Consider the following 23510-nt stretch of genomic DNA (forward strand, 5'->3'; position numbering starts at 1 on the left):
CCCCCTACGCGTGAGGACCCCCGTGACCGACCCCCTGCACACCGAGCTGCTGGAGATCGCCCAGGAGGCCGCCCGCAGGGCCGGCGCCCTGCTGCGCGACGGCCGGCCCGCCGACCTCGCGGTCGCCGCGACCAAGTCCAGCCCCATCGACGTGGTCACCGAGATGGACATCGCCGCCGAGAAGCTGATCACCACCCTGATCGCCGACCGGCGCCCCGACGACGGCTTCCTCGGCGAGGAGGGCGCCTCCGGCGACGGCACCAGCGGCGTCCGCTGGGTGATCGACCCGCTCGACGGCACGGTCAACTACCTCTACGGCCTGCCCACCTGGGCCGTGTCCATCGCCGCCGAGCAGGACGGCGAGACCGTCGCCGGCGTCGTGGAGATCCCGATGCGCGGCGAGTCGTACCACGCGGTGCGCGGGGGCGGGGCGTGGGCCACCGGTGCGTGGGAGGGCACCCGCGCCCTCGCCTGCCGTCCGGCCCCGCCGCTGGACCAGGCACTGGTGTCCACCGGCTTCAACTACGTCACCGAGGTCCGCACCCGCCAGGCCGAGGTCGCCGCCCGCCTCGTCCCGCTGCTGCGGGACATCCGGCGCGGCGGCTCCGCGGCGGTCGACCTGTGCGACGTGGCCGCAGGCCGCCTGGACGGCTACTACGAGCGCGGGCTGCACCCCTGGGACCTCGCGGCGGGGGACCTCATCGCCCGGGAAGCGGGCGCCCTGACCGGTGGACGCCCCGGAGAGCGTCCCTCGCACGACCTGACGATCGCCGCCACCCCGGGCGTCTTCGAGCCCCTCCAGCGGCTCCTGGAGGACTTCGGGGCCTGGCGGTAGCCGCCCGGAACGCCGACGGGCCCCCGGTGCTGGATTCACCGGGGGCCCGTCGGTCCACGAACTGGTCAGAAGCTGATCGCGCCGACCTCCACACCGTGCTCGGCCGCGAGGCGGCGCAGGTCGTCGAGCTCGCCCTGCTCCACCTCGACGAGGAAGTCGTCGCCTTCGTCCCTAGCCCGCGTCAGGTCGGACTCGGTCGTCTTTATGCGCTGCAGAAGTCCCGTAGTGAATGCGTCCATGCTGCGCCCCCTCGTCCTGGGTCGTGGGTCGATGGCACGGGGGTGTGCCGTACGGAAGGGGCGATCACGTCTCCAACAGGGTGCCCAGCGCTGCCCTGCCGGGCGGCGACGGTGCCGGACACCCACGCCCACTCTGCGTAGCAGCGGATGAGATGCACCGCATGGTGGTGCGGCACGTGCAGAGCGTGATCGCGGGGTGTAAAGCGTCCTCCCCCCGCTCCCTTCCACGGAAACCTCAACCCCCGGAGAAAATCCGGCATTCCCGTGACCCACACCCCGTTCGGGAGCGGCCCTCACCCGCCCCTCACCCGTCTTACTGCCGACTTATGGCCGAAAAGGGCAGGATGGAGGCCACACCCCCAGCAGACGCTGCCCGCGTGCGCCCCACGCGCTACGCGGGTGGACACAGGAAGGACATGCCACGTGCGCGTACTCGTCGTCGAGGACGAGCAGCTGCTCGCCGATGCGGTGGCCACCGGACTGCGCCGGGAGGCCATGGCCGTCGACGTCGTGTACGACGGTGCGGCCGCCCTGGAACGCATCGGCGTCAACGACTACGACGTGGTCGTCCTCGACCGCGACCTCCCGCTCGTGCACGGCGACGACGTGTGCCGCAAGATCGTCGAGCTGGGCATGCCCACGCGCGTGCTGATGCTCACGGCCTCCGGCGACGTCAGTGACCGCGTGGAGGGACTGGAGATCGGCGCCGACGACTACCTCCCCAAGCCCTTCGCCTTCAGCGAGCTGATCGCACGCGTGCGGGCCCTCGGCCGGCGCACCAGCGTGCCGCTGCCGCCCGTGCTGGAGCGCGCCGGGATCAAGCTCGACCCCAACCGCCGCGAGGTCTTCCGCGACGGCAAGGAGGTCCAGCTCGCGCCGAAGGAGTTCGCCGTGCTGGAGGTGCTGATGCGCTCGGAGGGCGCCGTCGTCTCCGCGGAGCAGCTGCTGGAGAAGGCCTGGGACGAGAACACCGACCCGTTCACCAACGTCGTGCGGGTCACCGTGATGACGCTGCGCCGCAAGCTCGGCGAGCCCCCGGTGATCGTCACCGTGCCCGGCTCCGGCTACCGGATCTGATCCCGTGGCCACCACCCCCGCGCCCCCTCAGGCGCCACCGAAGCCCACCTGGGACCCCCGGCGAGCGGACCCCCCGTTCCCCTGGCTGCGCCCCACCATCCGCATACGGCTCACGCTGCTGTACGGCGGCATGTTCCTGATCGCCGGCATCCTGCTGCTGTCGATCATCTACCTGCTGGCCGCACAGGCGCTGAGCACGGGGAACGAACCCCTGTTCAAGATCGCGGGTGGCACGGACATCAAGGTCACCAGCGACAACTGCCCCGCCGTCACCACGGGCAACCTGACGCTGCCCGAGTTCAACGATGCGATCAGTGCCTGCGTCGACAGCCAGCGCCAGGTCGCCCTGGACCACCTGCTCAGCCGCTCCCTGCTGGCCCTGCTCGGCCTCGCGGTCATAGCGTTCGCGTTCGGGTACGCCATGGCCGGCCGGGTGCTCTCCCCGCTCGGCCGCATCACGCGCACGGCACGCGCGGTGGCGGGCTCTGACCTGTCCCGCCGCATCGAGCTGGACGGCCCGGACGACGAGCTCAAGGAGCTGGCCGACACCTTCGACGACATGCTGGAGCGCCTCCAGCGGGCCTTCACCGCCCAGCAGCGCTTCGTCGGCAACGCCTCGCACGAGCTGCGCACGCCCCTGGCGATCAACCGCACGCTGCTCGAGGTGCACCTGTCCGATCCGCACGCGCCCGTGGAGCTCCAGCAGCTCGGCAAGACGCTGCTGGCCACCAACGAGCGCAGCGAACAGCTCGTCGAAGGGCTGCTGCTGCTCGCCCGCAGCGACAACCAGATCGTCGAGCGCAAGCCCGTCGACCTCGCCGAGGTCGCCGGACAGGCCATCGACCAGGTGCACGGCGAGGCGGAGGCCAAGGGTGTCGACCTCCGCGGCAAGCGGGAGACCGCCGTCGTCCAGGGCAACGGCGTCCTGCTGGAGCGCATCGCGCTGAACCTGGTGCAGAACGCGGTGCGCTACAACGTCCCCGAGGGCGGCTGGGTCGAGGTCACCACGGAGGTGCAGCACGGCCAGGCGGTGCTGGTCGTCTCCAACACGGGGCCGGTCGTGCCGGCGTACGAGATCGACAACCTCTTCGAGCCCTTCCGGCGTTTGCGCACGGAGCGGACGGGCAGCGACAAGGGTGTCGGACTCGGCCTGTCGATCGTCCGGTCCGTGGCACGGGCCCACGGCGGACACATCGCGGCACAGCCGAGGGAAGGGGGAGGTCTCGTGATGCGGGTCACACTGCCCCTCTGAATTCGTCGCGCCGACACCCAGGGGACTGTTCGCTTCGAGCGGAATTCTCGCGGCCTCCGCTCGAGCCGCCCGTGTGTGATCGATCACAAGCGCGAATTTCCGGCCATCTACTCTCCGTGATCATGTGGGCTGCCCGGAAGCCGGGAAAGTCCCCGTTTTCGGGGGTGCATATCACGGGAAGTACACGGTGAGACGCCTTTGAAGTGCGGCATGGGAACCGTGTACGGTCCGCTTCGCCATCCAAGCCGATCACTCTTGAGGGGTCCGGTTGGGTGTCGATTGAGTAACAGACCTTGATGTGAGGCAAAATCTCCGCCTCAGGTCGGGCACAAGTCCGGCCTCTCACGCGTTACGTGCGCTGGAGACACCGCAGACACCCAGAGGGGGAGAGCGACATGGCTACCGACTACGACACTCCACGCAAGACCGACGACGACGTCGACTCCGACAGCCTCGAAGAGCTGAAGGCCCGGCGGAACGACAAGTCGGCGTCCTCCGTCGACGTCGACGAGTTCGAGGCCGCCGAAGGCCTCGAGCTGCCCGGAGCCGACCTCTCGAACGAGGAGTTGGCCGTCCGAGTGCTGCCCAAGCAGCAGGACGAGTTCACGTGCATGAGCTGCTTCCTGGTGCACCACCGCAGCCAGCTGGCCAGGGAGAAGAACGGCCAGCCGATCTGCCGCGACTGCGACTGAGGGCGGGTCGGCCGTGACTGGCTCGACCCCTCCTCGGAAGCGCCGCTTCCACCTTCGGGGAGCGGACAAGGGGGCCGTGGAAGGCCCCCACGGCGTGCGTGACGACGAGCGAGGCCCCACCGGCAAGGGAGCGGTCCCTGCGGGAGCGGCCTCGCTCGAACCGGCGGACGACCGGGACGACGTCCCGGCGCCGACGGCGAGCCCCGCGCCCGTCGCACGGCGACGGGCCGTGGCGATCCGCGAGAAGGCCCGGGACCTGGCCCGCGAAGGCGCCCGCAAGGGCGGCAACCGCGCCAGGGCGGCCCTGGGGCACCTCGCCGACCGGATCATCGACATAGCCCCCAGGATCCCCGTACGGGACCTCGAGGCGCTGCGCAGGCAGTTCCCCGGCCTCGGGCCCGAGCAGCTCGCCGACAAGCTCGTGGCGGGCGCCGCGGCCGCCAGCGCCACCGTGGGAGCCGGCGTCGGCGCGGCGGCGATGCTTCCCGTGCCCCCGGCCATGCCCACCGAGCTGGCCGCGGAGATCACCGGCGTGGCCGCGATCGAGCTGAAGCTGATCGCCGAACTCCACGAGGTCTACGGCCTGCGACCGCCGGGCGGTCTGAAGGACCGCAGCACCGCCTACCTGCGCTCCTGGTCGGGCGAGCGCGGCGTCGACGTGCTCAAGCCCGCCTCCTTCAACGCCGCGCTCGGCGGCCCCATGAAGCGCGAACTGCGCCAGCAGATCATGAAGCGCATGGTGCGCGACCTGCCCAACCTGATGCCGTTCATGGTCGGCGCCGCCGTCGGTGCCGTGATGAACCGGCGGGACACCAGGAAGCTCGCCGCCAAGGTCCGCGCCGACCTGCGCCGGCTCCAGGTGCCCTGGGACGCCCTGCCCGCACTGCCGCCGCTGGAGACACCCGCCGACCCCGTGACCCTGGGCGACGTCACCAGGGAACTCGGCCGCGGAAAGACTTCGTAAAGACGGAGCGGACGCCCGCCGCCCACTCGCCCGGCGACCCATCCCGCACGCACGCGCGAGGACGCACCCCGGGCGAACGCGCGACGACATGCCCGGCGAGCACGCGCACGCGTGCGCGGGGACGACCTAGGCGACGGCCTCGCGCGCCGCCTCCAGCGCCTGCGCCAGCCGCTGCGGGTCCCGGGTCGACAGGTAGAGGTACGGCGTCGGGTCCTCGGGGTCGGTGACCTCGACCTTCAGCGCCGTGGGGATGTAGGAGCGCAGCAGCAGGAAGGCGCGGGTGTCGGCCTTGTACGTGCGCCAGGCGCGGGCCTCCTCCGCGTCCAGCACCTCCGTCGCGCCCAGGGCGGTGACCGGGATCCTGGCCTCGCCCGCGATCAGCGAGTCACCCACCACGCGGATGCGCAGCGAACCGTAGGAGCTGGCCATGACGGCCGCCACGGCGGTGCCGCCGACCAGGCCGCCCAGCAGCGGCAGGGTCCCGAACGGCAGCAGGACGAGGGCCATCGCGAGGCCCACGAGGAACGAGATCAGCCACCACGAGCGCGGTGCGGTGAGACGTTCTTCGTACGGGGTGGCGGAGGACTGCATGGAACCAAGCTTGGCACGGTGTCCGGGGATCGCCGACGCGCGGGTAAGGTCTGCGCCTGTGAGTGGTACTTCCCCAGCTCTTCAGCCCCCGGCCGACGCCGTTGCACCGGTACGGCACCCCGACGCCCCCGCGCCCGGGGAGCTGCTCGGTGCCCACTACGAACACTGTTTCGGATGCGGTGGCGGTCAGCCCCACGGGCTGCACCTGGAGGCACGGGCCGGCGAGGGCGTGACCATCGCCGCCGAGTTCACCGTGCGGCCCGCCCACCAGGGGGCGCCCGGTCTCGCGCACGGCGGTGTGCTCGCCTCCGCGCTGGACGAGACGCTCGGCTCGCTGAACTGGCTGCTGCGCACCATCGCGGTGACCGGCCGGCTGGAGACCGACTTCGTCCGCCCGGTGCCCGTCGGGACCACGCTCCACCTCCAGGCGGAGGTCACCGCGGTCGCCGGACGCAAGATCTACGCCACGGCGACCGGGCGGATCGGAGCCCCCGACGGACCGGTCGCCGTGCGGGCCGACGCCCTCTTCGTCGAGGTGAAGGTCGACCACTTCGTGCAGCACGGGCGCGAGGAGGAGATCCAGGCCGCCATGAGCGACCCGGACCAGGTCAGGCGGGCCCGAGCGTTCGAGGTGAACCCGTGAGCCGCGCCCCCCTGGAGGTGCTGCTCCGGCGCGTGGACCCCGACGTACCGCTTCCGGCGTACGCGCACCCCGGGGACGCGGGAGCCGATCTGCGCACCACCGAGGCCTGTGAGCTGGAGCCGGGTGAACGGGCCGTTCTGCCCACGGGGGTGTCCATCGCCCTGCCCGAGGGGTACGCGGCCTTCGTGCACCCGAGGTCGGGGCTCGCCGCCCGGTGCGGCGTCGCCCTCGTGAATGCCCCGGGGACGGTTGATGCCGGGTACCGTGGGGAGATCAAGGTGATCGTGGTGAATCTCGACCCGCGCGAGACCGTGCGGTTCGAGCGCTTCGACCGGATCGCCCAACTGGTCGTCCAGCAGGTCGAGAGGGTCCGCTTCCGCCAGGTCGCGGAGCTTCCCGATTCGGCGCGGGCCGAGGGGGGCTTCGGGTCCACCGGTGGCCATGCCGCCGTGGCCGGCACGAACAGCACAAGCGGTGACGCCGCCGAGGGCGGCACGACGGGTGGGTATCGATACGCTTCGGTCGTATCCGACCGGGAAGGACAGTGACGTGTTCGGACGTCGCAACAAGAAGGGTGCCGCCGAGGACGCGGCCGGCGAGGCCGAGCAGGTCGTCGACAGTGTCGACACTGAGGCGGACGACGAAGGGGCCGAGCGCGAGCGCGTACGCCTCGAGCCCGAGCCGCGGCCGGACGGGCCCTGGGACAGCACCGAGGTGCGCGACCCCGCCGAGGGGCGCGTGGACCTGGGCGGACTGTTCGTGCCGGGTGTCGACGGCATGGAGCTGCGGGTGGAGGTCGCGGGCGACGCCATCGTCGCGGCGACCGTCGTCCTGCGCGACAGCGCCGTCCAGCTGCAGGCCTTCGCCGCACCCAAGCGCGAGGGCATCTGGGGCGAGGTGCGCGAGGAGATCGCCGCGGGCATCACCCAGCAGGGCGGCATCGTCGACGAGGTCGAGGGACCGCTGGGCTGGGAGCTGCGCGCCCAGGTGCCGGTGCAGCTGCCGGACGGCACGGGCGGCTTCCAGGTCGTGCGGTTCGTCGGCGTGGACGGCCCGCGCTGGTTCCTGCGCGGGGTCATCTCCGGCCAGGGCGCGGTCCAGCCGCAGGCGGCGGGACTGCTCGAACAGATCTTCAGGGACACGGTCGTGGTCCGCGGCGAGGGCCCGATGGCGCCCCGCGACCCGATCGTGCTGAAGCTGCCCAACGACGCCCAGATGGTGCCGGAGGGTGTCCAGCAGCAGGACGAGGGCTCCCGCTTCGCCGGGGGCATGGGCCAGTTGCAGCGCGGACCGGAGATCACCGAGGTCCGCTGACCGCGAGCGACACGGAGGGCCGCACCCCGCACGGGGTGCGGCCCTCCGCCGCGTTCCCGTGGTCGCCGAATTTGTCATGCGCGCGTCCTTGACGGCCTTTTGGTCCGTACCTAGGGTCTCCGCTCAACGCGGCGTTCACAAGAACGCCTTGCGTTCACGTATGAGAACGGAGTCGCCATGCGTCGGACCGCTCTGCTCGGCGCCGTCAGCGCCCTGGCCCTCGGCCTCCTCGCCCAGCCCGTCACCGCACCGCGCGCCGAGGCCGCCCCCACCACGTTCGCCCACCCCGGAGTCACCGTCTCCCGGGCCCAACTCGACTTCGCGCGCAGCAAGGTCGAGGCCGGCGCCCAGCCCTGGAAGAGCGCCTTCGACCAGCTGCTGGCGAGCAAGTACGCCAGCCTCGACCGCACGCCCAAGCCCCGCGCCGTCGTGGAGTGCGGCTCCTACTCCAACCCCAACTACGGCTGCACCGACGAGCGCGAGGACGCGATCGCCGCGTACACCGACGCCCTCGCCTGGTACGTCACGCGCGACGACCGGTACGCCAAGAAGGCCATCCAGCTGATGGACGCCTGGTCCGCCGTGATCCAGGACCACACCAACAGCAACGCGCCCCTGCAGACCGGCTGGGCCGGCTCCTCCTGGCCCCGGGCCGCCGAGATCATCAAGTACACGTACACCGGCGGCTGGCCCAACTCCGGCCGCTTCGCGACCATGCTGCGCACCGTCTACCTGCCCGAGGTGATCAACGGCTCGAACTCCAACGGCAACTGGGAGCTGTCCATGATGGAGGCCGCCGTCGGCATCTCCGTCTTCCTCGAGGACCGGGCGTCGTACGACAAGGCCATGGCGACCTTCCGCACGCGCACCGCCGCCTACGTCTACCTCGCCTCGGACGGCGACCTGCCGAAGACCGTGCCGAGCCAGAACCTCACCACCCGGGACAAGATCGTCGCCTACTGGCAGGGGCAGTCGACCTTCGTCACCGGCCTGACCCAGGAGACCTGCCGCGACTTCACCCACACCGGGTACGGCATCTCCGCCATCTCGCACATCGCCGAGACCAGCCGCATCCAGGGGCAGGACCTGTACGGCACGGACGTCGGCGAACGGCTGCGGCAGGCCCTCGGCTTCCAGTCCAAGTACGAACTCGGCACGGCCGTCCCCAGCTGGCTGTGCGGCGGCTCCCTGAACCTCGGGCTCGGGCCGGTCACCGAGGTCGGCTACAACGCCCTGCACAACCGGCTGGGCATCGCCATGACGAACACCCAGACGCTGAACCAGCGCAACCGGCCCGCCGGCAGCAACAACCTGTTCGTGGCCTGGGAGACGTTGACCCACGGCGACAATCCGGCGTGAGGAACGGTGGGCCGGCGCCGTGACCTGGTGGAACCGGCCGCGGGACCGCTGGGACGATCCCCGGCAATCGAGGGACCGATCCGCCGGGCGATCCGTGAACCGATCCCGGGGGCTCGTCCGATGAAGAGGTGAAGGCGGGCACGGCCGTCGAGGGGCCGGGCGGACGTCGCGATACTGACGCCCGGCCCGCGGGGCCACGGGGGACCAACGGAACTGCTGCGGGCCGTCGTGCGCAGCGAGGGCGTCACCGCCCTGGTCGCACGCACGACGCGACCCTGCTGGACCTGGCCGACCGGGTGCCGGAGCTGAGCGACGGGGAGATAGCGGAGCGGGGGGAGCGGGGGGAGCGGGCGGAGACGGTCGGGGCGGGGTGACGACTCGGGCGCCGCCGCGGGGAGCGGGAGTGGAGGCGGGCGCCGGGAAGCGGGGCGGAGGGGTCGGTGTGGGGCGCGTGGGGGTGGCGGGGTTCCGGGGCGGGCCCGGGGGCCGTGGAGCTGAGAGGCCGTGGGGTCGGCGGGGCGCGTCAGGGTTGCGTCAAGGACGCCCCGCGGGACGGTCCGCGTCCCGTTCGCCGGGGTCCGTGGTCGTAAGGTCGACGCTGCGTGGGCGGGAAGCACGGGAAGACAATGGGGCCATGGCACGCGGCAAGCTTCGGATCTACCTCGGTGCGGCACCGGGCGTCGGCAAGACGTACGCCATGCTGTCGGAGGCGCACCGCCGGGTGGAGCGGGGCAAGGACTGCGTGGTGGCGTTCGTCGAGCACCACGGCCGGCCGCGCACCGAGGTGATGCTGAGCGGTCTGGAGCAGGTGCCCCGCAAGGAGCTGGCGTACCGGGGCACGGCGTTCACCGAGATGGACGTGGACGCGGTGCTGGCCCGCCGCCCCCGGGTGGCCCTGGTGGACGAACTGGCCCACACCAACGTCCCCGGCTCCCGCAACACCAAGCGGTGGCAGGACGTCGAGGAGCTGCTCGCGGCGGGGATCGACGTGGTCTCCACCGTGAACATCCAGCACCTGGAGTCCCTGGGCGACGTCGTGGAGTCGGTCACGGGCGTACGGCAGCAGGAGACCGTGCCCGACGAGGTGGTGCGCCGCGCCGACCAGATCGAGCTGGTCGACATGTCGCCCGAGGCCCTGCGACGGCGCATGGCGCACGGGAACGTCTACCAGCCGGACAAGGTCGACGCGGCCCTGTCGAACTACTTCCGGCCGGGCAACCTCACCGCGCTGCGCGAGCTCGCGCTGCTGTGGGTGGCCGACCGGGTCGACGAGTACCTCCAGCGCTACCGCAGCGAGCACCGGGTCTCCAAGATCTGGGGGTCACGCGAGCGGATCGTCGTCGGGCTGACCGGGGGTCCGGAGGGGCGGACGCTGATCCGGCGGGCGGTCCGGCTGGCGGAGAAGGGCGCCGGCGGCGAGGTCCTGGCCGTGTACGTCGCCAGCAGCGACGGTCTGACCTCCGCCTCGCCGAAGGAACTCGCCGTGCAGCGCACCCTGGTCGAGGACCTGGGAGGCAGCTTCCACCACGTGGTGGGCGACGACGTCCCGGCCGCGCTGCTGGACTTCGCCCGCGGGGTGAACGCCACCCAGATCGTGCTCGGCTCCTCGCGCCGCAAGACCTGGCAGTACGTCTTCGGGCCCGGCGTCGGGACCACGGTGGCGCGGGACTCGGGCCCCGACCTGGACGTGCACATCGTCACCCACGACGAGGTGGCCAAGGGGCGCGGGCTGCCGGTGGCGCGCGGGGCGCGGCTCGGGCGGGCGCGCGTGGTGTGGGGCTGGCTGGTCGGTCTGGGCGGGCCGGTGGCCCTGGCGCTCGGGCTGAACGCCGTGGACCTCGGGCTCGCCAACGACATGCTGCTGTTCCTGACGGTGACCGTGGCGGCGGCGCTGCTCGGCGGACTGCTGCCCGCGCTCGGCTCGGCGGCGCTGGGCTGTCTGCTGCTGAACTACTTCTACACACCGCCCCTGCACCGCTGGACGGTCGCCGACCCCAAGAACATCGTCGCCATAGTGATCTTCGTCGGGGTCGGGGTGTCGGTGGCGTCCGTGGTGGACCTCGCGGCCCGGCGCACCCACCAGGCGGCGCGGCTGAGGGCCGAGTCGGAGATCCTGTCCTACCTCGCGGGCCACGTGCTGCGCGGTGAGACCAGCCTGGAGGCGCTGCTGGAGCGGGTGCGGGAGACGTTCGGGATGGAGTCGGCGGCGCTGCTGGAGCGGACCGACGACCTGGCGCCGTGGACCTGCGCGGGACGCGCGGGTGTCGGCGGTCCGGTCGAGCGGCCCGAGGACGCGGACGTCGACGTGCCGGTGGGGGACCACATGGCGCTGGCGCTGACCGGGCGGGTGCTGCCCGCGGAGGACCGCCGGGTGCTGGCCGCGTTCGCCGCGCAGGCCGCGGTCGTGCTGGACCGGCGGCGGCTGCGGGAGGAGGCCGACCGGGCCCGGGCGCTGGCCGAGGGCAACCGGATCCGCACGGCGCTGCTGGCGGCCGTCAGCCACGACCTGCGCACCCCGCTGGCGGGCATCAAGGCGGCCGTGTCGAGCCTGCGCTCGGACGACGTGGCGTGGTCCGAGGAGGACCAGGCGGAGCTGCTGGAGGGCATCGAGGCGGGCGCGGACCGGCTCGACCACCTCGTGGGCAACCTGCTGGACATGTCCCGGCTCCAGACCGGCACGGTCACCGCGCTGGTGCGGGAGATCGACCTGGACGAGGTGGTGCCGATGGCGCTCGGCGGGGTGGCCGAGGACAGCGTGGAGCTGGACGTCCCGGAGACGCTGCCCATGGTCGCGGTGGACGCCGGGCTGCTGGAGCGGTCGGTGGCCAACCTGGTGGAGAACGCCGTGAAGTACAGCCCGCCCGGCCGGCCCGTCCTGGTCGCCGCCAGTGCCCTCGCCGACCGGGTGGAGGTGCGGATCGTCGACCGGGGGCCCGGAGTGCCGGACGAGGCCAAGGAGCGGATATTCGAGCCGTTCCAGCGCTACGGCGACGCCCCGCGCGGGGCCGGGGTCGGCCTCGGCCTCGCGGTGGCCCGCGGCTTCGCCGAGGCGATGGGCGGCACGCTCACGGCGGAGGACACGCCGGGCGGGGGGCTCACCATGGTGCTGACCCTGCGGGCGGCGGGCGCGGGGGAGGGTGCCGTGGGGGCGGCAGAGCCCGCCGAGCGCGCCGACGACCCGACCGGCGCCCGCGCCGCCGGCCCCCGGGCCTCCGGCGGCCCTCAGGCCCCCGGTGACCCCCGGACTCCCGGCCGCGCCGGCCGCGTCGACCCCCCTGACCGCCCCGGCCGGCGTGATCCGGCCGGGCGGACCCCGGCTCCCTCGGAAAGGCAGGCTTCATGACCCGGGTGCTCGTGATCGACGACGAGCCGCAGATCGTGCGGGCCCTCGTGATCAACCTCAAGGCCCGTAAGTACGAGGTCGACGCCGCCCACGACGGCGCCACCGCCCTGCGGCTCGCGGCCGCTCGCCACCCGGACGTGGTGGTCCTGGACCTGGGACTGCCCGACATGGACGGCGTCGAGGTGATCAAGGGGCTGCGCGGCTGGACCCGGGTGCCGATCCTGGTGCTGTCCGCGCGGCACTCCTCGGACGAGAAGGTCGAGGCGCTGGACGCGGGCGCCGACGACTACGTCACCAAGCCCTTCGGGATGGACGAGCTGCTGGCCCGGCTGCGCGCCGCCGTCCGGCGTGCCGAGCCTGCCGGGGGCGAGGAGGAGGACGTGATCGTGGAGACGGCCGAGTTCACCGTGGACCTGGCCGCCAAGAAGGTCGACCGGGGCGGGCGGGACGTCCGGCTCACGCCGACCGAGTGGCACCTGCTGGAGGTGCTGGTGCGCAACACCGGCCGGCTGGTCGGCCAGCGCCAGCTCCTCCAGGAGGTGTGGGGGCCGTCGTACGGGACGGAGACCAACTACCTGCGGGTCTACATGGCCCAGCTGCGCAGGAAGCTGGAGGCGGACCCCTCGCACCCGAAGCACTTCATCACCGAGCCGGGGATGGGGTACCGGTTCGAGCGGTAGCCCCGGGCTGCCACCGGGGCTACGGCCGGGTGGGCGGCCCCCGGTACGCTTCAGATATGAGTGCTGTTCCTCGTTCCGAAAAGCCGGTGGGCCGGTTCCGGCGCATGCTAGACCGGCTCTCCTCGTCGCAGGAGGACCTGGAGTCCGAGGAGCTGCGGGAGGACGCCGAGACCGTCGGTTGCACCCGTATCGGCGACTGTCAGGACCGCCAGATAGTGACGGTTACTGGTACCTTGCGCACGGTCACCCTGCGGCCGCGTGCCGGAGTCCCGGCCCTGGAGGCCGAGCTGTTCGACGGCTCCGCCGCGTTGGACGTGGTGTGGCTGGGCAGGCGTTCGATAGTCGGCATAGAGCCGGGGCGCAAGCTGCTCGCATCGGGCCGGATCTCGATGAGCCGGGGCCGCCGGGTGCTGTTCAACCCGAAGTACGAACTGAGACCCCTCGGTAGGGAGTAGCCGGTGACGTCGCTCGACAAGCCGACCGACAACACATCCGCGGACGACGCCCGGGCGGTGACGGAGGCCGCGCTGTTCGAGGCGTTCGGCGGCGTGCGGGGTATGGTCGAGACGGTGCTGCCCGGCCTCCTCTTCGTCACCATCTTCACGATCAACAAGGACCTGCACTGGTCGGCGATCGCCGCACTGGCCGTGTCGCTGGTGCTGGTGGTCGTGCGGCTCGCGATGAAGGACACCGTCAAGCACGCGTTCAGCGGGGTCTTCGGGGTCGTCTTCGGTGTGGTGTTCGCCATGTTCACGGGCAACGCCAAGGACTTCTACCTGCCGGGCATGCTCTACACGCTGGGGCTGGCGCTCGCGTACATCGTCACCACGCTGGCCGGGGTGCCGTTGATCGGGCTGATCCTCGGGCCGGTGTTCAAGGAGAACCTGTCCTGGCGCAAGCGCAATCCCGGGCGGAAGAAGGCGTACGCCAAGGCCAGTTGGGCCTGGGGTCTGATCCTGCTGGCCAAGTGCGCGGTGCTCTTCCCGCTGTACTGGTGGGCGGACACGACGCAGCTGGGCTGGGTGCTGGTGGCGCTGAAGATCCCGCCGTTCCTGCTGGCGGTGTGGCTGACGTGGGTGTTCCTGGCGAAGGCGCCCGCGCCGATCGACGTGTTCGCGGAGATGGAGGCGGCGGAGAACGCTGCGCGGGCCGAGGAGGAGTCGGCGTCCCCCGGCGTCGGCGGTCGGCACCGTCGGGACGGCTGAGCGTCCCTGGGGGCTCCGCCCCCAGACCCCCGGCCCCTGCCCACCCACCACCCGACTCGGTGGGTCAAAAGTGCAAGTACGAGAAGGGCGCCCCGCGGCTCGCGGGGCGCCCTTCTCGGCGTGTCACGCCTCCGGGGCGTCCTCGCGGCGGACCGAGAGGAGGTCCTCCAGTTGTTCCTCGCGGGCCTGGGCCGCGACGAAGAGGAGTTCGTCGCCCGGCTCCAGGGAGTCCTCGCGGGACGGGGTGAGGACGCGGGTGCCGCGGATGATGGTGACCAGGGACGTGTCCTCGGGCCACTCCACGTCGCCGACCTGCGTGCCGGCCAGGGCCGACTCCTCGGGCAGGGTCAGCTCGACCAGGTTGGCGTCGCCGTGGCTGAAGCGGAGCAGTCGGACCAGGTCGCCGACGCTCACCGCCTCCTCGACCAGGGCGGACATCAGGCGGGGGGTCGACACGGCGACGTCCACGCCCCAGGACTCGTTGAAGAGCCACTCGTTCTTCGGGTTGTTCACCCGGGCGACGACGCGCGGGACGCCGTACTCCGTCTTGGCGAGGAGCGAGACGACGAGGTTGACCTTGTCGTCGCCCGTCGCGGCGATCACGACGTTGCAGCGCTGGAGCGCGGCCTCGTCGAGGGAGGTGATCTCGCAGGCGTCGGCGAGCAGCCACTCCGCCTGCGGGACGCGCTCGACCGAGATCGCGGTCGGCGCCTTGTCGATCAGCAGGACCTCGTGGCCGTTCTCCAGCAGCTCGCCCGCGATCGAACGGCCCACGGCGCCGGCTCCGGCGATGGCGACCCTCATCAGTGACCGCCTTCCTCGGGACCCTTGGCGAACGCCGCCTCGACCGTTTCGACCTCGTCGGTGCGCATCATCACGTGCACCAGGTCCCCCTCCTGCAACACCGTCTGCGAGGTGGGGAGGACCGCCTCGCCGAGGCGGGTGAGGAACGCCACGCGGACGCCGGTCTCCTCCTGGAGCCTGCTGATCTTGTGGCCGACCCAGGCGGGCGAGGTGTGCACCTCGGCGAGCTGGACGCCGCCCGTCGGGTCCGTCCACAGCGGCTCGGCCCCGGACGGCAGCAGCCGGCGCAGCATCTGGTCCGCGGTCCAGCGGACCGTGGCCACCGTCGGGATGCCCAGGCGCTGGTAGACCTCGGCGCGCCGGGGGTCGTAGATGCGGGCGGCGACGTTCTCGATGCCGAACATCTCCCGGGCGACCCGGGCGGCGATGATGTTGGAGTTGTCGCCGCTGGACACGGCCGCGAAGGCACCGGCCTCCTCGATGCCGGCCTCGCGCAGGGTGTCCTGGTCGAAGCCGACCCCGGTGACCCGTCGGCCGCCGAAGGAGGAGCCGAGGCGCCGGAAGGCGGTGGGGTCCAGGTCGATCACGGCGACCGTGTGCCCCTGTTGCTCCAGGGTCTGGGCGAGAGCGGAACCCACTCTGCCGCAGCCCATGATGACGATGTGCACGACCGTCCTTCCGGTGTCAAGAGTTGTCGACGTGGCTTTGACCAGGGTCTCAGACCGGCGACAAAGCTACACAGGTGCGGTGGCGCGTGGGCACCCCTATGACGGGTTACCCGGGGTCCGGGACCGCGCGGTCGGTCCTCGCCCGGACGCGGGCGCCGTTTACGGGGGTGGCCGGTGGGCGGCCTCCAGTTCGAAGGCCTACGATCCTCTGTTGTGTCCAAACTGACCGACGTGCCCAAACGGATCCTGATCGGGCGCGCACTGCGCAGTGACCGGCTGGGCGAGACCCTCCTGCCGAAGCGCATCGCCCTCCCCGTCTTCGCTTCCGACCCGCTGTCCTCCGTGGCGTACGCGCCCGGGGAGGTGCTGCTGGTCCTGTCCATCGCGGGCGTGTCGGCGTACCACTTCAGCCCGTGGATCGCCGTCGCGGTGGTCGTGCTGATGTTCACCGTGGTCGCCTCCTACCGGCAGAACGTGCACGCCTACCCCAGCGGCGGCGGTGACTACGAGGTGGCGACGACCAACCTCGGTCCGCGGGCCGGCCTGACGGTGGCGAGCGCGCTGCTCGTCGACTACGTCCTCACGGTCGCGGTCTCGATCGCCTCGGGCATCGAGAACCTGGGCTCGGCGATCCCGTTCGTCGTCGAGCACAAGACGGCGTGCGCCGTCGCGGTGATCGTGCTGCTGACGCTGATGAACCTGCGCGGGGTGAAGGAGTCCGGCAAGCTCTTCGCGATCCCGACGTACGTCTTCGTCTCCGGCGTCTTCATCATGATCCTGTGGGGCGCTTTCCGGGGGCTGGTGCTCGGGGACACCATGCGGGCGCCGACGGCGGAGTTCCACATCGAGGCCGAGCACCAGGGGCTGGCCGGGTTCGCGCTGGTGTTCCTGCTGCTGCGGGCGTTCTCCTCCGGCTGTGCCGCGCTCACCGGTGTCGAGGCGATCTCGAACGGCGTCCCGGCCTTCCGCAAGCCCAAGTCGAAGAACGCGGCGACCACGCTCGCGATGATGGGCCTGCTGGCCGTCACCATGTTCTGCGGGATCATCGTGCTCGCCCTGGTCACGGACGTCCGGATGGCGGAGAACCCGGCGACGGACCTGCTGAAGAACGGGTTCCCGGTCGGTTCCGGTTACGTCCAGAACCCGGTGATCACCCAGGTCGCCGAGGCCGTCTTCGGCAAGGGCAGCTTCCTGTTCCTCGTGCTCGCGGCGGCCACCGCGCTGGTGCTGTTCCTCGCGGCGAACACCGCATACAACGGCTTCCCGGTGCTCGGCTCGATCCTCGCCCAGGACCGCTACCTGCCCCGCCAGCTGCACACCCGGGGCGACCGCCTCGCCTTCTCCAACGGCATCGTGCTGCTGGCCGGCGCCGCGACCTTCCTGGTGTGGATCTACGGCGCCGACTCCACGCGGCTGATCCAGCTCTACATCGTCGGCGTGTTCGTGTCCTTCACGCTCAGCCAGACCGGCATGGTCCGCCACTGGAACCGCCACCTGGCCACCGAGACCGACCCGGCCAAGCGCCGCCACATGATCCGCTCCCGCGCGATCAACACCTTCGGCGCCTTCTTCACCGGCCTGGTCCTGGTCGTGGTCCTCGCGACCAAGTTCACGCACGGCGCCTGGGTCGCCCTGCTCGGCATGATGATCTTCTACGCCACGATGACGGCGATCCGGCGCCACTACGACCGGGTCGCGGCCGAGATCGCCGCGCCCGAGGGCCCCAGCGACGACAGCGTGCGCCCCTCCCGCGTCCACTCCGTGCTGCTGATCTCCAAGATCCACCGGCCGACGCTGCGGGCGCTCGCCTACGCCAAGCTGATGCGCTCGGACACCCTGGAGGCGCTCACCGTCAACGTGGACCCGGCCGAGACCAAGGCCCTGCGCGAGGAGTGGGAGCGCCGCGGCATCGACGTACCGCTGAAGGTGCTGGACTCCCCGTACCGGGAGGTCACCCGGCCGGTGATCGAGTATGTCAAGAGCCTGCGCCGGGAGTCGCCGCGCGACGCGGTGTCGGTGATCATCCCCGAGTACGTGGTCGGCCACTGGTACGAGCACCTGCTGCACAACCAGAGCGCGCTGCGCCTGAAGGGCCGGCTGCTGTTCACGCCCGGCGTGATGGTGACGTCGGTGCCGTACCAGCTCCAGTCGTCCGAGGCCGCCAAGCAGCGCGCCCGCAAGCGGCAGGAGTGGAGCGCCCCGGGTTCGGTGCGACGCGGCCCGGCGACGGAGCGCGCCAAGGAGCACAGCGGCCGGGAGTGAGACGGCGGGGGCGGGCGGCACGGGGCAGGGGGCGCGGCCACGTAGACTGGTGGGCTGTTGTCGGCGGTCGTCCGCGCGGCCGTCGGTGGTCACCCGCGGTCGTGAGGTCGTCGGTGGTCGCCCGCGGTCGTGAGGTCGTCGGTGGTCGCCCGTGGCCCCGCGCGGGCCGCGCCGCCTTCCGTGCGCCCGTCCGCCGCCTTCCCGCCCCGTCCGCCCCCTTTCGTCATCTGGAGTCACCCCACCATGCAGGCAGAACCGAAGACGTCGCTGGTGGGGGAGGAGTACGAGGTCGAGATCGGCCCCGTCGCCCACGGCGGCCACTGCATCGCCCGTACGTCCGAGGGGCAGGTGCTGTTCGTCCGGCACGCGCTGCCCGGTGAGCGGGTGGTGGCCCGGGTGACCGAGGGCGAGGAGGGCGCCCGGTTCCTGCGCGCGGACGCGGTACGGGTGCTGGAGGCGTCCAAGGACCGGGTCGAGCCGCCCTGCCCGTTCGCCGGGCCCGGCCGCTGCGGCGGCTGCGACTGGCAGCACGCCAAGCCGGGCGCCCAGCGGCGGCTCAAGGGCGAGGTGATCGCCGAGCAGCTGCAGCGGCTCGCGGGGCTGACCCCCGAGGAGGCCGGCTGGGACGGCACGGTGATGCCCGCCGAGGGCGACAAGGTACCCGCGGGGCAGGTCCCGCAGTGGCGCACGCGCGTGCAGTACGCCGTCGACGCCTCCGGCCACGCCGGGCTGCGCCGGCACCGTTCGCACGAGGTCGAGCCGATCGACCGCTGCCTGATCGCGGCCGAGGGCGTGAGCGAACTGGGCGTCGAGAAGCGCGACTGGTCCGGGATGGAGTCGGTCGAGGCGATCGCGGCCACCGGCTCCCAGGACCGGCAGGTCATCCTCACGCCGAAGCCGGGCGCCCGGCTTCCGATCGTCGAGCTGGACCGGCCGGTGTCGGTCATGCGGGTCGGCGAGAAGGACGGCGGCGTGCACCGCGTCCACGGGCGGCCCTTCGTCCGCGAGCGGGCGGACGGCCGGACCTACCGGGTCGGCAGCGGCGGCTTCTGGCAGGTGCACACGAAGGCCGCGGACACCCTGGTGACCGCCGTGATGCAGGGCCTGCTGCCCCGCAAGGGCGAGACGGCCCTCGACCTGTACTGCGGCGCCGGCCTGTTCGCGGGCGCGCTCGCCGACCGGCTGGGCGAGCAGGGCGCGGTCCTCGGCATCGAGTCCGGCAAGCGGGCCGTCGAGGACGCCCGGCACAACCTCGCCGACTTCCCCCGGGTGCGCATCGAGCAGGGCAAGGTCGAGTCGGTCCTGCCGCGCACCGGCATCACCGAGGTCGACCTCGTCGTCCTGGACCCGCCCCGCGCGGGAGCGGGCCGCAAGACCGTGGAGCACCTGTCGTCCCTCGGCGCCCGCCGCATCGCGTACGTCGCCTGCGACCCGGCCGCGCTGGCCCGGGACCTGGCGTACTTCCGCGAGGGCGGGTACCGGGTGCGGACGCTGCGGGCGTTCGACCTGTTCCCGATGACGCACCACGTGGAGTGCGTGGCGATCCTGGAGCCCGCTGCGAAGGGCGTCTGAGCTGCTGCGGACGGTACGGCACCGTCCCTCTCCGCGGAGGGACGGCCGGGACGAGCCGCACCACCTGCTCCCTGGGTGTTCCGCCCCGGCCGCGACAATATCTGTACCCGCCGGCTGAGGTTTGAAAGAAAATCGCGGACAGATTCCCTGCCGTAAAAACAGAGCGGAATTGCGGCAGCGCGCATCGGCCCCTGAGGCGTGCTACTGTCGTTCTCAGTTGCAGTTGTGGTTCCCAAAACTTCAGTGCCTCCGCCCGGTTCTGTTCAGGCGGAAGCACTTTCGTGTGCCCGGTCTTTTTCCGGTGGGGTGATCATCGCGGCGACACGGCGGCCGTACAGTGCGGGCGCCGATGCACTGCCCCGAAGGAGAAATGACATGGCTGCCGGTACCGTGAAGTGGTTCAACGCGGAAAAGGGCTTCGGCTTCATCGAGCAGGACGGCGGCGGCGCCGACGTCTTCGCCCACTACTCGAACATCTCCGCCCAGGGCTTCCGTGAGCTGCTCGAGGGTCAGAAGGTGACCTTCGACATCGCCCAGGGCCAGAAGGGCCCGACGGCCGAGAACATCGTTCTCGCCTGACGCTCACGCACAATCTGTAGCTGGGGCCCGCATCCTTCGGGGTGCGGGCCCCAGCTGCTCGCGTTTTCGCTCGAATAGTGCGCCCTCTCGGCGCCGCTCGCATCCAGCGCGTATGCGCCCGCACGGATTTCACCGTCGGCCGGATTCGCTTTCGCATTCCACCGGCCTGTTCTTGCAATTCTCCAAGCTGCTCGATGCTGCGGGAATTCCTTGATATGCGCCGTCTCGAGGAAGGTTCCCGCATGAACCGCACACGCACGAACGACCGCTTCGCCCGCACCCGTTCCGGGGGGTTCGGCCGTCGGCCCGCCGCGGTCCAGGGGGAGTTCGCCCTCCCTGAGACGAAGACTCCCGCGCTTCCCGCCGTGGAGGTGTTCGCCGACCTCGGCATGCCCGGGGCGCTGCTGGCCGCGCTCGGATCGCAAGGCGTGACCGTGCCCTTCCCGATCCAGGCCGCAACGCTGCCGAACACCCTCGCCGGCCGGGACGTGCTCGGCCGTGGCCGCACAGGCTCCGGCAAGACCCTCGCGTTCGGGCTGGCGCTGCTGGCCCGTACGGCCGGGCAGCGTGCCGAGGCCCGGCAGCCGTTGGGACTGGTCCTCGTGCCCACCCGTGAGCTGGCGCAGCAGGTCACCGACGCGCTGGCCCCGTACGCCCGTTCCGTGAAGCTGCGGCTCGCCACGGTGGTGGGCGGGATGCCGATCGGCAGGCAGGCGAGCATGGTGCGCGGTGGCGCCGAGATCGTCGTCGCCACGCCGGGACGCCTCAAGGACCTCATCGACCGCGGCGACTGCCGACTGGACCAGGTGTCCATCACCGTCCTCGACGAGGCCGACCAGATGGCCGACATGGGCTTCATGCCGCAGGTCACCGAGCTGCTCGACCAGGTCCGTCCCGAGGGCCAGCGCATGCTGTTCTCCGCCACCCTCGACCGCAACGTCGACCTGCTCGTGCGCCGCTACCTCACCGACCCCGTCGTGCACTCCGTCGACCCCTCGGCCGGCGCGGTCACGACGATGGAGCACCACGTGCTGCACGTCCACGGCACCGACAAGCAGACGGCCACCACCCAGATCGCCGCCCGGGACGGTCGCGTGATCATGTTCCTCGACACCAAGCACGCCGTCGACCGCCTCACCGAGCACCTCCTGAACAGCGGGGTACGGGCTGCCGCCCTGCACGGCGGCAAGTCGCAGCCGCAGCGCACCCGTACGCTGACGCAGTTCAAGACCGGTCACGTCAATGTCCTGGTGGCCACCAACGTCGCGGCTCGCGGCATCCACGTCGACCACCTCGACCTCGTGGTCAACGTCGACCCGCCGACCGACCACAAGGACTACCTCCACCGCGGTGGCCGTACGGCCCGCGCCGGAGAGTCGGGCAGCGTCGTCACGCTGGTCACCCCTGACCAGCGCCGTGGCATGACACGCCTCATGGCAGCGGCCGGCATCGTCCCGCAGACCACCCAGGTCCGTACCGGCGGAGATGCACTGCGCCGCATCACCGGCGCCCAGGCACCCTCCGGCATCCCGGTCGTCATCACCACACCGGTGGCCGAGCGCCCCAAGAGGCGCGGTACCGCTGCACGCGGCCGAGGCCGTGCCGTCCCTGCGGCCCGCCGCGCACCCGTCCGTGAGCAGTCCGTCGCCGGCGCGGCGGCCTAGGGCCGGTGGATCACCCTGTCCCGCTCTCCGGGTACCGTCAGGGTATGAGCCATCCGCACCCCGAGCTGAAGTCCGCCCCGCCCCTTCCCGAAGGAGGGCTGCGGGTCATCGCCCTGGGTGGCCTCGGCGAGATCGGGCGCAACATGACCGTGTTCGAGCACGCCGGCAAGCTGCTGATCGTCGACTGCGGCGTGCTGTTCCCCGAGGAGACCCAGCCCGGCGTGGACGTGATCCTGCCGGACTTCACCTCGATCCGGGACCGGCTGGACGACGTCGTGGGCATCGTCCTCACCCATGGTCACGAGGACCACATCGGCGGCGTCCCGTACCTGCTGCGCGAACGGCGCGACATCCCCGTCATCGGGTCCAAGCTGACGCTGGCGTTCCTGGAGGCGAAGCTCAAGGAACACGGGATCCGGCCGCGCACGGTGCGGGTACGGGAGGGCGACCGGCGCGGCTTCGGGCCCTTCGACTGCGAGTTCGTGGCGGTCAACCACTCCATCCCGGACAGCCTGGCGGTCGCGATCCGTACCCGGGCCGGGATGGTGCTGCACACCGGCGACTTCAAGATGGACCAGTTCCCCCTCGACGACCGCATCACCGATCTGCGCGCCTTCGCCCGTCTCGGCGAGGAGGGCGTGGACCTCTTCCTCACCGACTCCACCAACGCCGAAGTACCCGGCTTCACCACCTCCGAGCGGGAGCTGAACCCGGCGATCGAACAGGTGATGCGCACCGCGCCGCGCCGGGTCATCGTCTCCAGCTTCGCCAGCCATGTGCACCGGATCCAGCAGGTTCTGGACGCCGCCCACCAGCACGGCCGCAAGGTCGCCTTCGTCGGCCGGTCGATGGTCCGCAACATGGGCATCGCCCGTGACCTGGGCTACCTGAAGGTCCCGTCCGGTCTGGTCGTGAGCACGAAGGAGCTGGAGAAGCTCCCGGACCACAAGATCGCCCTGGTGTGCACCGGTTCCCAGGGCGAACCGATGGCCGCACTCTCGCGGATGGCCAACCGCGACCACATGATCCGCATCGGCGAGGGCGACACCGTCCTGCTCGCCAGCTCGCTCATCCCCGGCAACGAGAACGCCATCTACCGCGTGATCAACGGGCTCACCCGGTGGGGGGCCCACGTGGTCCACAAGGGCAACGCCAAGGTGCACGTCTCGGGGCACGCCAGTGCCGGCGAACTCGTCTACTGCTACAACATCGTCAAACCCCGCAACGTCATGCCCGTGCACGGCGAATGGCGCCACCTGCGGGCCAACGGCGACCTCGCGATCCGTACCGGTGTCGACCCCGAACGGGTCGTCATCGCCGAGGACGGCGTCGTCGTCGACCTGGTCGACGGGCGCGCGTCCATCACCGGCAAGGTCGCCGCGGGCAACGTCTACGTGGACGGGATGGAAGTCGGCGGCGCCACCGAGGCCTCCCTCAAGGACCGCCTCACCCTCGCCGCCGAAGGCGTGGTCACGGTGGTGGCGATCGTCGACGCGGACACCGGCGCCCTCGCCGAGCCCCCCGACTTCCTGGCCCGGGGCTTCGTCCACGACGACGCCACCTTCGAGCCGGTCGTCCCCGTCATCGAGAAGACCCTGGCCACCGCAGCCGAGGAAGGCGTCGGGGACGGGCGCCAACTCGAACAACTCCTGGCCCGCGCCGTGGCGAACTGGGCGTTCCGCACCCACCGCCGCAAGCCCCTCATCATCCCCGTCGTCATCGACGCCTGAACGAACGGTCCATGGGGGTCGGGCCCATACGCATCGC

Annotated in this window: 22 protein-coding genes and 1 pseudogene; 19 read left to right on the plus strand and 4 right to left on the minus strand. The window is 71.6% G+C overall.

Features of this window, described 5'->3' with window-relative positions:
• Positions 1-22 precede the first annotated feature (22 nt).
• Positions 23-835, plus strand: a complete 813-nt coding sequence (locus AQJ30_RS05015; RefSeq protein ID WP_067229086.1) for an inositol monophosphatase family protein — start codon at positions 23-25, stop codon at positions 833-835.
• A 65-nt stretch (positions 836-900) separates the two neighbouring features.
• Here AQJ30_RS05015 and AQJ30_RS38665 read toward each other — a convergent pair whose 3' ends face one another.
• Positions 901-1074 carry a hypothetical protein gene (locus tag AQJ30_RS38665; RefSeq protein WP_169808461.1) on the minus strand — a complete coding sequence of 58 codons (174 nt, stop codon included), beginning with the start codon at positions 1072-1074 and terminating at the stop codon, positions 901-903.
• A gap of 423 nt (positions 1075-1497) precedes the next feature.
• Between AQJ30_RS38665 and AQJ30_RS05020 the strand changes: the two genes are divergently transcribed.
• From AQJ30_RS05020 to AQJ30_RS05035, 4 genes are all read left to right on the plus strand, one after another.
• A complete protein-coding gene (locus tag AQJ30_RS05020) occupies positions 1498-2151 on the plus strand; it encodes a response regulator transcription factor (protein WP_003993508.1) in 654 nt (217 codons plus the stop codon).
• Between the two features lie 4 nt (positions 2152-2155).
• Positions 2156-3403, plus strand: coding sequence for a sensor histidine kinase (locus AQJ30_RS05025; RefSeq protein ID WP_067229090.1), 1248 nt, complete (start codon positions 2156-2158; stop codon positions 3401-3403).
• A gap of 395 nt (positions 3404-3798) precedes the next feature.
• On the plus strand, positions 3799-4095 hold the full coding sequence (locus AQJ30_RS05030) for a DUF4193 domain-containing protein (protein WP_043504706.1): 297 nt from the start codon (positions 3799-3801) through the stop codon (positions 4093-4095).
• A 13-nt stretch (positions 4096-4108) separates the two neighbouring features.
• On the plus strand, positions 4109-5059 hold the full coding sequence (locus AQJ30_RS05035; protein ID WP_079083845.1) for a hypothetical protein: 951 nt from the start codon (positions 4109-4111) through the stop codon (positions 5057-5059).
• Positions 5060-5185: 126 nt separating this feature from the next.
• On the opposite strand, the gene AQJ30_RS05040 is transcribed toward AQJ30_RS05035, so the two are convergent.
• A complete protein-coding gene (locus tag AQJ30_RS05040; protein WP_067229093.1) occupies positions 5186-5650 on the minus strand; it encodes a DUF3093 domain-containing protein in 465 nt (154 codons plus the stop codon).
• A gap of 58 nt (positions 5651-5708) precedes the next feature.
• Between AQJ30_RS05040 and AQJ30_RS05045 the strand changes: the two genes are divergently transcribed.
• The 9 genes and pseudogenes from AQJ30_RS05045 to AQJ30_RS05080 all read left to right on the plus strand — a co-directional run bounded on the left by AQJ30_RS05045 (position 5709) and on the right by AQJ30_RS05080 (position 14194).
• Positions 5709-6293, plus strand: a complete 585-nt coding sequence (locus AQJ30_RS05045) for a PaaI family thioesterase (RefSeq protein WP_067229096.1) — start codon at positions 5709-5711, stop codon at positions 6291-6293.
• Positions 6290-6841 carry a dUTP diphosphatase gene (gene dut, locus AQJ30_RS05050; protein WP_067229099.1) on the plus strand — a complete coding sequence of 184 codons (552 nt, stop codon included), beginning with the start codon at positions 6290-6292 and terminating at the stop codon, positions 6839-6841. The genes AQJ30_RS05045 and dut overlap by 4 nt, the downstream gene beginning before the upstream one ends.
• 1 nt (position 6842) lies before the next feature.
• Positions 6843-7607, plus strand: coding sequence for a DUF3710 domain-containing protein (locus AQJ30_RS05055; protein ID WP_067229102.1), 765 nt, complete (start codon positions 6843-6845; stop codon positions 7605-7607).
• A gap of 177 nt (positions 7608-7784) precedes the next feature.
• Complete coding sequence (locus tag AQJ30_RS05060) at positions 7785-8966, plus strand: alginate lyase family protein (protein WP_067229104.1); 1182 nt, start codon at positions 7785-7787, stop codon at positions 8964-8966.
• 210 nt (positions 8967-9176) lie between these two features.
• Positions 9177-9340, plus strand: a pseudogene (locus AQJ30_RS39125) (ABC transporter ATP-binding protein); the annotation flags it as partial.
• A gap of 260 nt (positions 9341-9600) precedes the next feature.
• Positions 9601-12309 carry a sensor histidine kinase gene (locus AQJ30_RS05065; protein WP_067229106.1) on the plus strand — a complete coding sequence of 903 codons (2709 nt, stop codon included), beginning with the start codon at positions 9601-9603 and terminating at the stop codon, positions 12307-12309.
• A complete protein-coding gene (locus AQJ30_RS05070) occupies positions 12306-12989 on the plus strand; it encodes a response regulator (RefSeq protein ID WP_067229109.1) in 684 nt (227 codons plus the stop codon). The genes AQJ30_RS05065 and AQJ30_RS05070 overlap by 4 nt, the downstream gene beginning before the upstream one ends.
• 56 nt (positions 12990-13045) lie before the next feature.
• Positions 13046-13444 carry an OB-fold nucleic acid binding domain-containing protein gene (locus tag AQJ30_RS05075; RefSeq protein ID WP_067229113.1) on the plus strand — a complete coding sequence of 133 codons (399 nt, stop codon included), beginning with the start codon at positions 13046-13048 and terminating at the stop codon, positions 13442-13444.
• 3 nt (positions 13445-13447) lie between these two features.
• On the plus strand, positions 13448-14194 hold the full coding sequence (locus tag AQJ30_RS05080; RefSeq protein ID WP_067229116.1) for a DUF3159 domain-containing protein: 747 nt from the start codon (positions 13448-13450) through the stop codon (positions 14192-14194).
• A gap of 123 nt (positions 14195-14317) precedes the next feature.
• Here the strand turns inward: AQJ30_RS05080 and AQJ30_RS05085 are convergent, their stop codons facing one another.
• Positions 14318-14998: a potassium channel family protein gene (locus tag AQJ30_RS05085; protein ID WP_067229119.1), complete on the minus strand. Its 681-nt coding sequence runs from the start codon at positions 14996-14998 to the stop codon at positions 14318-14320.
• Complete coding sequence (locus AQJ30_RS05090) at positions 14998-15666, minus strand: potassium channel family protein (RefSeq protein ID WP_067229122.1); 669 nt, start codon at positions 15664-15666, stop codon at positions 14998-15000. The genes AQJ30_RS05085 and AQJ30_RS05090 overlap by 1 nt, the downstream gene beginning before the upstream one ends.
• Positions 15667-15879: 213 nt before the next feature.
• Between AQJ30_RS05090 and AQJ30_RS05095 the strand changes: the two genes are divergently transcribed.
• The 5 genes from AQJ30_RS05095 (at position 15880) to AQJ30_RS05115 (ending at position 23473) form a co-directional block, all read left to right on the plus strand.
• Positions 15880-17928 (plus strand): APC family permease, encoded by a 2049-nt coding sequence (locus AQJ30_RS05095; protein WP_067229125.1) that lies wholly within the window; start codon positions 15880-15882, stop codon positions 17926-17928.
• 243 nt (positions 17929-18171) lie between these two features.
• The gene (locus AQJ30_RS05100) at positions 18172-19500 is read left to right on the plus strand and encodes a class I SAM-dependent RNA methyltransferase (RefSeq protein ID WP_067229127.1); all 1329 of its coding nucleotides are present in this window, start codon (positions 18172-18174) and stop codon (positions 19498-19500) included.
• A 375-nt stretch (positions 19501-19875) separates the two neighbouring features.
• Positions 19876-20079 carry a cold-shock protein gene (locus tag AQJ30_RS05105; RefSeq protein ID WP_031136836.1) on the plus strand — a complete coding sequence of 68 codons (204 nt, stop codon included), beginning with the start codon at positions 19876-19878 and terminating at the stop codon, positions 20077-20079.
• Positions 20080-20321: 242 nt separating this feature from the next.
• Complete coding sequence (locus tag AQJ30_RS05110) at positions 20322-21743, plus strand: DEAD/DEAH box helicase (protein ID WP_067229130.1); 1422 nt, start codon at positions 20322-20324, stop codon at positions 21741-21743.
• A gap of 44 nt (positions 21744-21787) precedes the next feature.
• Positions 21788-23473: a ribonuclease J gene (locus tag AQJ30_RS05115; protein ID WP_067229133.1), complete on the plus strand. Its 1686-nt coding sequence runs from the start codon at positions 21788-21790 to the stop codon at positions 23471-23473.
• Positions 23474-23510: the final 37 nt, after the last annotated feature.

The sequence above is a fragment of the Streptomyces longwoodensis genome (genome assembly GCF_001514125.1).
Lineage (GTDB): Bacteria > Actinomycetota > Actinomycetes > Streptomycetales > Streptomycetaceae > Streptomyces > Streptomyces longwoodensis.